General features: G+C 65.7%; 11 protein-coding genes. 8 read left to right on the top strand and 3 right to left on the bottom strand.

What is annotated here, in order from left to right:
- The first annotated feature begins 87 nt into the window (after nucleotides 1–87).
- The 8 genes from ACE3SN_RS01245 to ACE3SN_RS01210 all read left to right on the top strand — a co-directional run bounded on the left by ACE3SN_RS01245 (nucleotide 88) and on the right by ACE3SN_RS01210 (nucleotide 9,197).
- The gene (locus tag ACE3SN_RS01245; RefSeq protein ID WP_374526921.1) at nucleotides 88–1,623 is read left to right on the top strand and encodes a class I adenylate-forming enzyme family protein; all 1,536 of its coding nucleotides are present in this window, start codon (nucleotides 88–90) and stop codon (nucleotides 1,621–1,623) included.
- 5 nt (nucleotides 1,624–1,628) lie between these two features.
- Nucleotides 1,629–2,045 (top strand): Zn-ribbon domain-containing OB-fold protein, encoded by a 417-nt coding sequence (locus ACE3SN_RS01240; protein ID WP_374526920.1) that lies wholly within the window; start codon nucleotides 1,629–1,631, stop codon nucleotides 2,043–2,045.
- Nucleotides 2,046–2,048: 3 nt separating this feature from the next.
- Nucleotides 2,049–3,239, top strand: a complete 1,191-nt coding sequence (locus ACE3SN_RS01235) for a thiolase family protein (protein ID WP_374526919.1) — start codon at nucleotides 2,049–2,051, stop codon at nucleotides 3,237–3,239.
- Between the two features lie 21 nt (nucleotides 3,240–3,260).
- Entirely contained in the window at nucleotides 3,261–4,079 is an 819-nt protein-coding gene (locus ACE3SN_RS01230; protein ID WP_374526918.1) for an SDR family NAD(P)-dependent oxidoreductase, read from the top strand.
- Nucleotides 4,080–4,081: 2 nt separating this feature from the next.
- Entirely contained in the window at nucleotides 4,082–4,870 is a 789-nt protein-coding gene (locus ACE3SN_RS01225; RefSeq protein ID WP_374526917.1) for an SDR family oxidoreductase, read from the top strand.
- A gap of 19 nt (nucleotides 4,871–4,889) precedes the next feature.
- Complete coding sequence (locus ACE3SN_RS01220; protein WP_374526916.1) at nucleotides 4,890–5,684, top strand: SDR family NAD(P)-dependent oxidoreductase; 795 nt, start codon at nucleotides 4,890–4,892, stop codon at nucleotides 5,682–5,684.
- Between the two features lie 14 nt (nucleotides 5,685–5,698).
- Nucleotides 5,699–6,703: a DUF2889 domain-containing protein gene (locus ACE3SN_RS01215; RefSeq protein ID WP_374526915.1), complete on the top strand. Its 1,005-nt coding sequence runs from the start codon at nucleotides 5,699–5,701 to the stop codon at nucleotides 6,701–6,703.
- A gap of 109 nt (nucleotides 6,704–6,812) precedes the next feature.
- Nucleotides 6,813–9,197 carry a TonB-dependent receptor gene (locus tag ACE3SN_RS01210; RefSeq protein ID WP_374526914.1) on the top strand — a complete coding sequence of 795 codons (2,385 nt, stop codon included), beginning with the start codon at nucleotides 6,813–6,815 and terminating at the stop codon, nucleotides 9,195–9,197.
- 173 nt (nucleotides 9,198–9,370) lie between these two features.
- Here ACE3SN_RS01210 and ACE3SN_RS01205 read toward each other — a convergent pair whose 3' ends face one another.
- The 3 genes from ACE3SN_RS01205 to ACE3SN_RS01195 form a co-directional block, all read right to left on the bottom strand.
- Complete coding sequence (locus tag ACE3SN_RS01205; RefSeq protein WP_374526913.1) at nucleotides 9,371–10,594, bottom strand: amidohydrolase family protein; 1,224 nt, start codon at nucleotides 10,592–10,594, stop codon at nucleotides 9,371–9,373.
- 143 nt (nucleotides 10,595–10,737) lie between these two features.
- A complete protein-coding gene (locus ACE3SN_RS01200; RefSeq protein ID WP_374526912.1) occupies nucleotides 10,738–12,522 on the bottom strand; it encodes an acyl-CoA dehydrogenase family protein in 1,785 nt (594 codons plus the stop codon).
- Nucleotides 12,523–12,552: 30 nt separating this feature from the next.
- Nucleotides 12,553–13,668, bottom strand: coding sequence for an amidohydrolase family protein (locus tag ACE3SN_RS01195; RefSeq protein ID WP_374526911.1), 1,116 nt, complete (start codon nucleotides 13,666–13,668; stop codon nucleotides 12,553–12,555).
- Nucleotides 13,669–13,717: the final 49 nt, after the last annotated feature.

Here is a 13,717-nt window from a genome sequence, read left to right as displayed (position 1 = left end):
GGGCATGGGATGCCTTGAAGGAAAGACTGTGCCCGCCGATACCGGGGAGCGCGGGGTCGTTGCCGCAAGTGTGCGGCTTCCGGTGGCATGGAGGCAAACGGCCTGATGGCGCTGATGACCGAGAAGTTGCGGGCGATCATGGCGATCGACCCGGCGCGCGCCGAAATCGACTTTGAAGGGCGCGACTACAGCTGGGGCGATCTGGCGCGCGTGGTGCAGGGGATCGAGGCCGCGCTCGATGGGATGAACCTGCCGGCCGAGGCGCGGGTCGGCGTGATGCTGCGCAACCGGCCGGGGCATATCGCCGCGATCCTGGCGGTGCTGTCCACCGATCGCTGCCTGGTTTCGCTCAATCCGATCCTGCCCGATAAAAAGCTGTTCGCCGATATCGCGACGCTGGGTCTGCCCGCGATCATCGCCGATGAAGGCGACGTCGAGCGCGCGGGGATCGCCGAGGCCTTTACCCGTGCGGGCAGCGCGGTGATCGCGATCGGCGCGCGGCTCGAAGCCGTGCGACTGCTGCCGGGCCATGACACGCCGCAGTGCGAAGTGCGCACTTCGCCCGGCGTCGCGATCGAGATGCTGACCAGCGGCACGACCGGTAGTCCCAAGCGGGTGCCGCTGACCCGCGCCTCGTTCGATGCAAGCTTTGCCGGGTTCACCCGCTATGAACGCGGGCGCGATTTTGCCGACCAGCCGCAGCTGCGCTCGGGCGTGACCATGGTCAACAATCCGCTGACCCATATCGGCGGGATCTATGGCTGCATCGGCGCGCTGGCGGCGGGCCGCAAGATCAGCCTGCTGGAAAAGTTCACGGTCGAGGCCTGGGTCGAAGCGATCCGCCGCAACCGGCCCAAGGTGGCGGGCGCGGTGCCTTCGGCGGTGCGGATGCTGCTGGAGGCGAACGTCGATCCGGCTGATCTGTCGAGCCTTTCGGCGCTGATCAGCGGCACGGCGCCGCTCGCCCCCGAACTGGTCGACGCCTTTTACGAAAAATACGGCATCCCGATCCTGGCCAACTATGGCGCCACCGAATTTGCCGGAGCCATCGCGGGCTGGTCGCTCGATGATTTCAAGGCGAACTGGCAGGCCAAGCATGGCGCGGTCGGGCGAATTCATTCGAACATTGCCGCGCGCGTGGTCGATGCCGAGAGCGGGGCGGAGCTGCCGAACGGCGCGGAAGGCCTGCTCGAGATCAAGGGCGATCAGCTTGGCCCGGCCCATGCACTGGAGGGCGGCAGCTGGCTGCGCACGACCGACCGGGCCGTGCTCGACGCCAATGGCTTCCTGTTCATCAAGGGGCGCGCCGACAATGCGATCATCCGGGGCGGCTTCAAGGTGCACCCTGACGACGTGGTGAAAGCGCTGCACCAGCATCCCGCCGTGCGCGAGGCTGCCGTGGTCGGCGTGCCCGACGCCCGGCTGGGCGCCGTGCCGGCCGCCGCGATCATCCTGCGCGAAGGGGCCGAGGCGCCCGATCCGGAAGCGCTGAAAGCCTTCCTCAAGGACCGGTTGATCGCATACCAAGTGCCGGTCCACTTCCGCTTCGTCACGGACTTTCCCCGCACCCCTTCGATGAAGCCTTCGGCCCCCGGGCTGCAGGCATTGTTCGCCGAGGGGTAAAGGCCATGACCGCCGCCGCCCTGCCGCGTCCGCTGCCTGCCATCGACAAGGACAGCGCCGCCTTCTGGACGGGCGGCAAGGACGGTCGGCTGCTGATCCACCGCTGCGGCGATTGCGGTTACTATGTCCATCCGCCGGTGCGCTCTTGCCCGGAATGCGAATCGCGCGCCGTCGCGCCGCAGCCGGTGTCGGGGCGCGGGCGGATCTACACTTACACGATCAACTACAAGCAATGGGTGCCGGGCCTGCCCGAACGCTACGTTCTCGCGCTGGTGGCACTGGAGGAGCAGGGCGATGTGCTGCTGCCCTGCAACGTGGTCAATTGTTCGCCCGATGACGTGACCTTCGACATGCCGGTCAAGGTGCTGTTCGAACAGCACGAGGACGTCTGGGTGCCGCTGTTCGAACCGGCGGAGGGCTAGGCCATGCGGACGGCGCGCTATGGCGAAAAGAACTGCGCGATCACCGGCGTCGGGATTTCCGAGGTGTCGCGCGGGTCCGACAAGTCCTCGCTCGAACTCACGGTCGATGCCGCGCTCGATGCGATCGGCGATGCGGGGCTGCGCCGCTCGGACATCGACGGGATCGCGACCTGGCCGGGCGGCGACAACAACGCCAGCGGCTTTTCCCCGGTGTCGATCCCGCAGCTCCAGGATGCGCTGCGACTGGAACTGGGCTGGTATTCGAACGGCGGGGAATCGCCGGGGCAATTCGGCGCGGTGTTCAACGCGATTGGCGCGATCAATGCGGGCCTTGCGCGCAACGTGCTGATCTATCGCTCGATGTATGAAGCCAGCGCGCGCAAGGAGGCCTTCGCCAACAACCTGGTGCGGACCGGCGAACGCCAGCGCGGCGGCTTTGCGGCTTATGCGCCCTACCATGTCTATGCGGCGGCGCTGCAACAGTCGCTCTACTTCAACGCCTATGTTCACAAGTCCGGCATCCGGCCCGAACAGCAGGCGATGATCGCGATCAATCAGCGCCGCAATGCCGCGCTCAACCCCCACGCGATCTACAAGGCGCCGATCACGCTGGACGATTACCTCGCCAGTCCGCTGATCGCAGGGCCCTTGCGGCTCTACGATTGCGATGTGCCGATCGACGGTTCGGTCGCGATCATCGTCTCGGCGCTCGAAGTGGCGCGCGATGGCCGCAATCCGCTGATCCGGATCGAGGCGGTGGGCAGCTCGATGCGCTATCGCAACAGCTGGACCCAGTTGGCCGAGGTCGACAGCCAGGCCCAGCCCAAGGTGGCTGAAATGATGTGGTCGCGCACCGAATTGAAGCCAGCCGATGTCGACATTGCCGAGCTTTACGACGGGTTCAGCTTCCACACGCTCAACTGGCTGGAGAACTTCGGGTTCTGCGAGCGCTATGGCGCCAAGGATTTCATCGAGGGCGGACGGCGGATCGCGCTGGAAGGCGAATTGCCGGTGAACACCGGTGGCGGCGCGCTCTCGGCCGGGCGGCTCCATGCCTATGGTGCGGTCTGGGAAGGCTGTACCCAGCTGTGGGGCCGTGGCGGGGCGCGGCAGGTGCAGGGCGATCCGCGGGTCGTTGCAACATCCACCGCTGGCGGCCCGCTGGCCGGGGCGATGCTGCTGGTCCGGGAATGATAACGATGGGGAGAGACGGGCATGACGGGTGAGTTCCAGGGAACGCGCGTAGCAGTCACCGGGGCCGGGCGCGGGGTCGGGCGCGGCGTGGCGGAGGCCTTTGCCGCTGCCGGGGCGCAGGTCATGCTCGGCGCGCGCACGCTCTCCTATGCACAGGATGCCGTCGCCGCGATTCGCGCAAAGGGCGGCATTGCCGAGGCTGTGGAGAGCGACATTTCGCGCCGCGAGGATTGCCGCAGGCTGGTCGAGGCGACGGTTACGGCCTTTGGCGGGCTCGACGTGCTGATCCACTGCGCGGCGGACATCCCCCACGGCGGGCTTGGCGCGGTCAGCGACGAGCGCATGGAGGCGGGGCTTGCCAGCATCGCCAAGGCGGCCTGGTGGCTGCTCGAAGCGGCGCGCCCGCACATGGCGCAGGCGCCGGGCGGGGGACGGTTTATCGCGGTGGGTTCGGTCAATGGCACGGTCAGCGTGGTCCCGAACATGACCGCCTATGGTATGGCCAAGGCCGCGCTGCTGGCCTTCGTGCGCGGGGCGGCGGTCGATGTGGTGGGCGAGGGGATCACGGTCAACGCTATCCAGCCCGGCCTGATCGCTAGCGATCACGCCCGCGAGGTGCTGGGCGATGAAGGCCTTGCCGCCTATGGTTCGACCGTGCCGGTCGGCCGTGCGGGAACGCCCGCCGACATTGCCCATGCCTGCCTGTTCCTGGCCTCGCCAAGGTCGGATTACATCACTGGGGCCAGCCTGGTGATGGATGGCGGTTCCTCGCTCGCCCCGGCGCGCGGCGGGCGCGGCGACGTGTTGCAGGACCGGCTCAAGACACAGGTAGGGCGCTGATCATGGATCTGGGTATTTCGGGCAAGGTGGCGCTGGTCACCGGCGGATCGCAGGGGATCGGGCTGGGCTGTGCGCAGCGCTTTGCGGCGGAAGGCTGCAAGGTGATGATCGCGGCGCGGACCCAGGCGAACATCGATGCGGCCGTGGCCGGGATCGGCGGCGACTGCGCCGGGATTTCGGCCGATTGCACCACCAAGGACGGCGTGGCCAAGGCCGTGCAGGCCTGTATCGATGCCTTTGGCAGCGCGCCCGACATCGCGATCTTCAACGTCGATTCCGGCCCCAAGGGCGCGTTCCTCGACGTGGACGACGAAACTTTCGCCGCGGCCAATACCAACAACGTCATGGCCTTTCGCTGGCTGGTCCAGGCAGTCTTCCCGCACATGCAGGAGCGCGGTTGGGGCCGGATCCTGACGATCGGCACCAATTCGGTAAAACAGCCCCACCGCAAGCTCCCGCGCGCCGCGCAGAACACCTACCGCGTGGGCGCGCTGGCGCTGTCGAAGACGCTTTCGGCCGAGCTTGGCCCGTTCGGAATTACCGTCAACACGCTGGGTACCGGCGCGATCGCGACCGAGCAGTTCCGCACCGTGTTCACCAAGATCGCCGCCGAGCACGGGCAGACCTACGAGGAACATGTCGCGGGTCGGGTGGCCGAATGGCCGGTGCGCCGGATGGGCACGCCTGAAGACATGGCTGCCGCGGCCGCTTTCCTCTGCTCCGATCTTGCCGGATACATTACCGGGCAGGTGCTGGTCGTGGACGGCGGCAACATCGAATCCCTGCAATGAATTCGCACAGGAGCAAGCAATGAAGATCGACAATACCATCGCAGCAGTCGTCACCGGGGGCGCTTCGGGCCTCGGCCGGGCCAGCGCCGAGGCGCTCGCCGCCGCCGGGGTCAAGGTGGCCATTTTCGACGTCAACGAAGCCGACGGCGAGGAAGTCGCCAAGGCGATTGGCGGTGTGTTCTGCAAGGTCGACATCACGTCTGAGGAAAGCGTCGTCGCCGGCTATGAAAAGGCCCGCGCCGCCCACGGCCAGGAACGCATCCTCGTCCACTGCGCGGTGGTCACGGGCGGCGGCAAGACCGTGTCCTATGACAAGGAAACCGGCAAGTACAAGCGCAACCCCACCGAGATGATCGCGCGCTCGGCCGAAGGCATCTTCACCGCGTCCTATCGCCTCGCCAGCCACGCGGCGGTGGGCATGGCCAATGCCGACCCGCTCAACGAAGACGGCGAACGCGGCTGCATCATCATGACCTCGTCGGCGGCTTCGCAGGACGGGCAGATCGGCCAGGTCGCCTATGGCGGCGGCAAGGGCGCGGTCAATTCGATGGTCCTGCCGATGGCGCGCGACCTGATGGACGTGGGCGTGCGCGTGAACGCGATCCTGCCCGGCATCTTCGCCACCCCGCCGATGCTGGCCGTGCAGGACAAGGCCCCCGCGATCTTCGCTGGCCTTGCCGCCTCGGTGCCGTTTCCCAAGCGCCTCGGCAATCCGCCCGAGTTCGGTTCGCTGGTCTGCGAACTGGCGCGCAACACCTACTTCAACGGCCAGTGCATCCGCCTCGACGGCGCGATCCGCATGCCGCCGAAGTAAGCGGGAGATAGCAGATGGACCGGCCGCAGCAGTTTCCCTTTGCCCGCCAGAGTGCGGGCCATGCGCCGCTGCGGCGGCCGGATTCGATCCGCCGCACGACCTCGATCGATTCGGACTGGCCCGAAGGCTTCGGTCAGCCGTGGGACATGGTCGGGCGCGCGCGCGACTTGCTGACCCCGGCAGAGGGGGAGCCGGTCGTCCTGGCGAGCGGCGGGTTTCAGATCTTCACTTCGCCGATCCGGGAAATCCTGAAGATCGCGGTCAGTCCCGATCATCCGCGCGCGCAGGAACTGGTGGGCATCCGTGCGGGCGGGGCCAGTCGTCACGCCATTGCCAACATCCTGGGCGACATCAAAGGCACGCCGACCTTTCAGCTGCTCGACGATTTTGCCGGGGCCAGCCTGGTTGCCGGCTGGATCTGGTCGCAGTGGCGCGGCGACTGGGCCTCTGGCCCGCAGCGCAGCGCCCAGCAATCAACCGCCGGGCGCAAGGGGGTGATGGACGATATCTGCACCGGATTTGCCACCGGGGGCAGTGCGTTCAAGCCCGATGGCACGCCTGATAACGTCAACCAGTCGTTCACCGAGGTCGGCCCGCTCGAGCATCCCGACGATCCGCTGGGCTGGCACGCGATGCCATATCAGGAAGGTCCGCAAAAACGCCGCGCGCGCCGAATCGACCTGTGGCGAGAGAATGGCGTGATCAAGGTGGATGCGGGCTTTCAGGACAGCGGCTCCAACCCCAGGGGCGGGCGCACCGCGATACACGAATACCGCGTCTATGCGGAAATCGACCCGGCGGACGACCGGCTGCTGGCGCTCCAGGCGCTGCCGCTGATCCTGCCCTACCGCGAATGTCCCGGCGCCTCGGTCAAAGCGACACGGATGATCGGGCAAAATGTGACGCAATTCCGCGGGGCCGTGCTCGAAACGCTGCCCGCGACGTTGGGCTGCACACATCTCAACGACGTTCTGCGCGCGCTGGCTGACGTGCCAGCCTTGGCGCGACTGTTGCCATAAAGCCATATCCGTAGCGTAACTACAGACACTCTTGTGTGTCGTGGTGAACGTAGTTATACAACTCGGGACGAGAGAGCGGTTGATCGCTCCTTGGGAGGAGAGCCTGACAATGCAGACCACCAATTCACGCATCGTTGCGCGCATGTTGTGCGGTGTAGCGGCCGCGGCCATCGCATTTGCTGCCAGCCCGGCGTTTGCGCAGAATGCAGACGAAAATTCCGATGACGGCGTTATCACCGTGATCGGCATCACCAAGCAGGCTGCCAACGTGCAGGATACCCCCAGCGCCATCACCGCGTTCAGCGGCGACCAGCTGGAACAGCAGGGCGTGCGCGATGTGAAGGAAGTGGCGAAGTTCACGCCGGGCTTTACGATCCGTGACGCCGGTAACAACCCGACCGCCTTCTCGCTCGCGATCCGCGGCCAGATCCAGAACGACAACATCGCCACGCTCGACCCGTCGGTCGGCGTCTATCTCGACGATGTCTACATCGCTCGCGCCTATGGTCTGAACGCCAACCTGCTGGACGTTGAATCGGCCCAGGTGCTCAAGGGGCCGCAGGGCACCCTGTTCGGCCGCAACACCTCGGCCGGTGCCGTGCTGCTCAAGACCGTCGATCCCAAGTTCGGCGACAATTCCGGCCAGGTCCAGCTGACCTATGGCCGCTTCAACGAACATTCGATGACCGGCATCATCAATGTCGGCGGGGATAAGGTCGCGCTGCGCGGCGCGCTGTTCTATACCCGCCGCGACGGTTACCAGACCGATGTTCACACCGGACTCAAGTGGGGCAAGACCCGGACCGTCAATGGCCGCGTCAAGCTTGCGGTCAAGCCGGTCGACAACGTCACCGTGCTGCTTTCTGGCGAAATCTGGGATGCCGCGATCGATGGCCGCGTCAACCAGAACCAGTATTTCAACCTGGGCGGTACCGGGTTTGACCCGGCTGCGGCCGACCGCGCGCTGTTCGGCGGCGATCCCGACAAGGTGGCGGTGACCGACCCCGCCGCGATCCCGGGTACCGCGCTGCGCGGCCCCAACACCAACGTCAAGACCCAGACCTATATCGGCAAGGTCACGATCGACACCGGCTTTGGTGAAGTGAAGTGGATCAACGCCTACCGAAAGGTGAAGGGCAACTCGCTGATCGACCTCGACGGCGCGTCTTCGGTGGCGTTCTATCACTACACCGAAGCGCTCAACGACCTGAAGCAGTACTCCAGCGAACTGCAGGTGACCGGCAAGGCGATGAACGACAAGCTGTCGTTCGCGATGGGCGTGACCTACCTCAAGGAAACCGGCTACGACACCTCGCACTCGAACGCGCCGAACCCGCCTCCGGGGCCGTCCGCGATCTGGACCCAGTTCCGCGGTGACATCGACAACAAGTCGGTCGGCATCTACGGTCAGGCCAGCTATGCAGTTACCGACAAGCTGAACATCACTGCCGGTCTGCGCTGGTCGCATGACATCAAGGGCGTGACCGTCCAGTCCGCGGTGATCCCGCTGAACAATCCGGCCGCTGCAGTGGCTTGTCTTCCGCTCGCCATGACCGGCGACAACAACGGTGACGGCAAGTTCTCCATTTCCGACTGCAACCGCAGCCGTGAAGATACCTGGTCGAACCTCTCGTACACCGTCGGGTTCGACTACAAGGTCACCGAAGATGTGATGCTCTATGCCAAGCAGAGCCGCGGCTATCGCGCCGGGGCCCAGCAGCTGCGCTCGCTGACCCTGACCGACACGAACCCGGCCCAGCCGGAAATCGTGAACGAGCAGGAAGTGGGCCTCAAGACCGAGTTCTTGGACAAGCGCGTACGCTTCAACATCTCGGGCTATCACACCACCGTTAAGAACGCTCAGCGCAGCGTCATCCTGAACGTGGGGGGCACCAGCCGCACCGTGCTGGAAAACGCCGATACCGAAAACTGGGGCTTCGAAGCCGATGCCAACATCCGCGTGGCTGACGGTTTGAACCTGTTCGCCGGTTATGCCCACACCAAGCCCAAGTACACCAAGTACAACGGCTTCGTCGTGGCTGGCGGGGTGCTGACCTCGTTCGACAAGAGCGGCCAGAAGTTCGGCTCGATCGTCAACGACCAGTTCTCGGTCGGCATGAACTACAATCGCGATCTGGGCTTTGCCCGGTTCGGCTTCAACGCCAGCTATGCCTGGCAGGGTGACATGTACCAGGTCGGCGATCCGGTCAGCGTGCTGACCCTGTCTTCGGCGCTGGGCGGTGGCGGGCTGCCGAACGCGACCGAAGCGAACAAGCTGATCGAAGCGGGCAAGACCCCGGCCTATGGCATCACCAACATGCGTGCTTCGCTGGCCTTCGGTCCGGATGACAACTACGAAATCGCCATCTGGGGCCGTAACGTCTTCGACGTGCGCGCCAAGCAGTACATCCTGTGGCTTGGCGGCTTCAACTATGTCGGCGCCAACTGGAATGACCCGGCGACTTACGGCGTCAGCCTGACCGCCAAGTTCTGATACCGAGCGGCCGTAACCGGCCAGATCTTGAGGGGGAGGACCGCAGGGTCCTCCCCCTTTTTTCGTGCCATCGTCCAGGATCGACCGGCACCCTTCGCCGCGCGCAAAAAATGCCCCGCCGGGGAGTGATCCGGCGGGGCAGTTGGGGAGAAAGGTCGTGAGGCGCGCGGCGATCAGGCCACGGCCAGTTCCTTGCGGCGGGTGTCGACCGCGCCTTGCAGGTTGGCGCGCTTGAACAGCTTGGCGGCATTCCCGCCCAGCACGGCGACGAGTTCGTCGGTGGAAACGTCGGGATTGTCCTGGGCCAGCTTGTCGATCACCTGCTTCGAGAAGGGGAAGGTCCCTTCGGCGTGCGGGTAGTCGGTGGCGAAGAGCAGCGCGTCGATTCCGACGCCCTTGCGGATCGCCATCGAGGAATTGCCATCGTTCTGCAGCGCAAGGTGCACCTGGTCGCGCACGATCTGGCTGGGCAGGCGCGACAGCTTGGGGCTGATCGAGGGGGCGTGGCCGTTATAGACTTCGTCCATCCGCTCGGCCAGGCCCCAAAGCCAACCGGCGCTGTGCTCGGCGAACAGGATGTGCGCACCCGGATTGCGATCGAGTACGCCGCCAGCGACCAGCTGGGTGATCACGTCGACCGCGTCGTTCATCTGGCGGGTATAGTTGAACAGCGCGCCGCCCGGCCCCTTGAGGGCGCGGATGTTGATGTCACCCACGCCGGTGTGGAACACCAGTGGGATGCCAAGGTCAGCCGCCAGCGCGAAGATCGGATCCCAGCGCGGGTCGTTGTAGTTGTTGAGGCCTTCCCACAGGCAGAACGCGGCAAAGCCCTTGGTGGCGGTGCGCTGGCATTCGGCCAGCGCCGCGTCGAAATCGATGCAGGGGATCATTGCGGCGGGGATCAGGCGGTCGCGCACCGGCGCGGTATAGTCCCAGGCCCAATCGTTCCAGATCCGGCAGGCTTCGGCCTGGGCCTCGACGTCGCCGATGCGCGGCAGCATCAGGCCGAGCGAGGGGAACACCAGTTCGGCGTCCACGCCGTCGCGGTCCATGTCGGTCAGGCGCAGTTCAAGGTCGCGCGCGCCGCGGCGCTTGGTGTCGACCGCGCAATCGGACACGAAGTTGTCACTCGCATCGGTGCACGAACGGTCCGCGCTGCCGCCGGCGGCCTGCGCGTTGAAAGCGGCATCGCCCTCGCCAGTCTTGTGCTGGTGGAAGTTGGTGTTGATCTTGAGGATCACCTGCTCGCCGATCCGGGTGATGCGCACGTCGCCGTCCGCTTCGGAATGGATCGCATATTGCTGCAGGTGGCTGGGCATCGCCTTCAGGAACAGGTCTGGCGGCTCGGCCACGTGGGCATCGCAGCTGAACACGAAGGGGCGAATCTTGTCCGTCATGGCATTCCTCCAAGGTTTGTCCGGCGCGAATCCTTCGGGCTCGCTGCCTGCAAAGAGAGAATGCCAAAAGAGGTATCTATTTAATTTGACGGATGTCAAAAAATAGCGAGCAATATGGCAATGGCCACGATTTACAGATACTTCTAACGGCTGCGCGGGAGGCCCAGCGCGGTTTCCGCGATGACGCTGCGCTGCACTTCGCTGGTGCCGCCATAGATCGTCGCCTGGATCCCGCTGCGCGCCTCGGATTCCACGGCTGCCAGCGCCGGAATTTCACCCTGCAGCGAATAGGGGGCAAAGCGTTCGACCAGCTCGGCGCAGCACGCCGCCCAGCTTTCGGTGCCGAACAACTTGCACATCGGCCCGTACCAGCGCTGCGACTGGCCCGCGTGCCCGGCCCAGATCGCGCGAACCGACAGGCATTCGAGCGCGGCGACATGGGCATCGAAGCGGGCCAACGAATGGCGGATCGCCGCTGCGTTCTCGGCCATGCCGGGCAGGGCCATGATCCGGGTGAGATCGTGGCGCAGTTCTTCCTGCACCAGGCCCATCGCACCGAGGTAATAGTCGCCCTGGTTGTGTTCCAGCGTCATCGTCGCCGCGAGCACCTTGGCGCCCTTGCCGGCCACGCCGAGCAGATAGCGATCTTCGATGGCGAAATCGGAATAGAAGGTGATGTTGGTGCGCTCGCCCGCGAAGGTCTGGACCGGGGCGAGGTCGAAGCCGCCTTCTCCCGGCACGGGGAGTGGGGCGACGAACAGCGTGAGGCCGCCTTCGGTGCGGGTCAGCAGCAGGACATAGTCGGCGCGGTGCGCGCTGGTGGTGAAGACCTTTTGCCCGTTGGCGATCCAGCGCGTGCCGTCATGCTCGGCGCGGGTTTTTGCCCCGAACACGTCGGATCCGCCCGAAGGCTCGGACAGGCCGAGGCAGGCCAGCGCCTCGCCGCGCGCCAGGCGCGGCAGGATCTCGGCCTTGGCTTCCTCGGTGCCGAACATCATCAGCAGCTTGCCGATCGAGTCCGAGACGACCAGCACCGAAATCGGCCAGCCCGCCCGGGTCAGCACACGGTGGACGGCCGAGGTGGCGATGGCCCCCGCGCCCGATCCGCCCCATTCGGCCGGCCAGTCGGGGAACAGCAGGCCTGCCGCGGCCAGCTTCAGGTGCAGTTCGGGCAGGTGATTGTCGAGCGCGGCGGCAAAGGCGCGCTTGTGCTCGTCGGTGAAGTTTTCGGCCAGGAAGCGGCGGGTGCGCGCTTCCCATTCGTCGGCCTCTGCGTCCTGGGTAAAGCTCATCGAGACGGGTTCGATGGCCGAAAGGTGGGGCAGCGGCGCGGTCAGCACCCGGTCTGGATCGCCATCGGCGTAGAGCGCCGCGCGGGCATTGCGGTAGAGCGCGGGGAGCGGCGAATCCTCGCTCACGCCATAGCCGCCGAACACGCGCATGGAATTCTTGATCGCCAGCGGGCAGGCGCGCGCCGCCCACCAGAACGCCTGGGTATCGAGCAGGGCGGCATCGCCCAGCCCTTCGGCGCGCGCGGCAATCGCGCGCCAGGCCATCAGGCGCGCGGCGTCCACTTCGGTCGCGGCATTGGCAAGGGTGTGGGCGACGCCCTGGTATTCGCCGATCGCGCGGCCGAACACCTGCCTTTCGCAGGCATAGGCGGCGGCCTCATCAAGCGCGCGCTGGGCCATGCCGACGCAACTGGCGGCGACAAGAATGCGCTTGCCCGGAAAGGCCAGCACGCCCTCGCGGCCCGCCGCTTCGGCCACCAGCGCGGCATCGAGCAGCGAACCGCCCTCGCCGAGCAGCGCCTCGATGCCGAGTTCCTCGAGCACGCTGTCGGCGGAACGCTCACCCCGTGAGGCCAGCGCTCCGCCGACGCTGTCGATCATGGCCTGCTGCTCGCTTGAGAGACCGAGAGAAACCATGATCGAAATGCTCCTTGGGAATGCTTGAGGTCAGGCTGCCAGCGCGGCGCTGGTCTGGACCTTGGGTTCGATCCGGAACAGGCGCGAGGCGTTGAGGCCCAGCACGTCGCGGCGCACTTCGTCGCTGACGCCCAGGCCCTCGAACAGATCGTCGACGATCCGGCGGCTGATCGGGAAAGTGCCTTCGGCGTGGGGATAGTCCGAACCCCACATCACGTTCTTCGCGCCCGGCAGGCCAGCCGCGGCAGCGGTGATGCAGGCGCGGTCGTGCTGGAAGCTGGCCCAGACCTGATCGTCGATGATCTGGCTGCAGCGGCGCGACAGCTTGGGGAATACGAAGTTCGAATGGGCTTCCTCGACCTCGTCCATGCGCTCGGCCAGCGCGACCAGCCAGCTTGCGCCGCTTTCGATAAAGGCAATCTTGGCCCCCGGATTGCGATCGAGCACGCCGCCCGCAACCAGGTACATCACGCTCTGCTGCGCATCGGTCATCTGGTTGGTGTAGTTGATGATCCCGGCGCCGGGGCCGCGTTCGATCACCACGGTTTCAAGGCCGGTGCCGGTGTGCATCACGAAGACGATGCCCAGCTGCGCGCCCTTGGCGAAGACCACGTCCCAGCCCGCGTCGTTGTACTTGGGCATTCCCGGCGGCGTCACGGCGGGCAGCATCGCGGCGGTGAAGCCCTTGGAGGCGAGGTATTCCAGTTCCGCCACGGTGTTCGAGAAATCGAGCACAGGCAGCATCCCGCAGCGCACGAAGCGGCTGGGGTTGGAGCCGAGGAATTCGTTGTTCCAGTCGTTGTAAAGCCGCGCAGAGGCCGCTTCGGCTTCCGGGTTGTCGAGCGCGTAGAGCCACAGGCCGAGGCTGGGGAAGCAGATCTCGGCGTCGATGCCTTCCAGTTCCATGTCCTCGAGCCGGCCGGCGATTTCGCGGATCCCGCGGCGTTCATTGTCGCCAAGCGCCTTTTCGCGGTGCTGGCCCACGCGCAGGCGGTAGATCACCTTGTCCTCGGTGCCGGTGATGAGAAAATCGCCTTCCTTGCGGCTGTGAATCGCGTGGCGCTTGAGGCTGGCGGGCAGTCCGTCGAGGAAAATCGTCGGCGGTTCAAGGACATGGCTGTCCGCGCTGAATACGAAAGGCTTCATGTGGGATCTCCCGATTCGAATTCGTTATGATGAAAAGATACCTAGTTAT

Origin of the sequence: Novosphingobium sp., assembly GCF_041915465.1 — a bacterium.
Classification (GTDB): domain Bacteria; phylum Pseudomonadota; class Alphaproteobacteria; order Sphingomonadales; family Sphingomonadaceae; genus Novosphingobium.
Note: the sequence above shows the minus strand (reverse complement) of the source record. Positions and strands in the feature narration are given on the sequence as shown.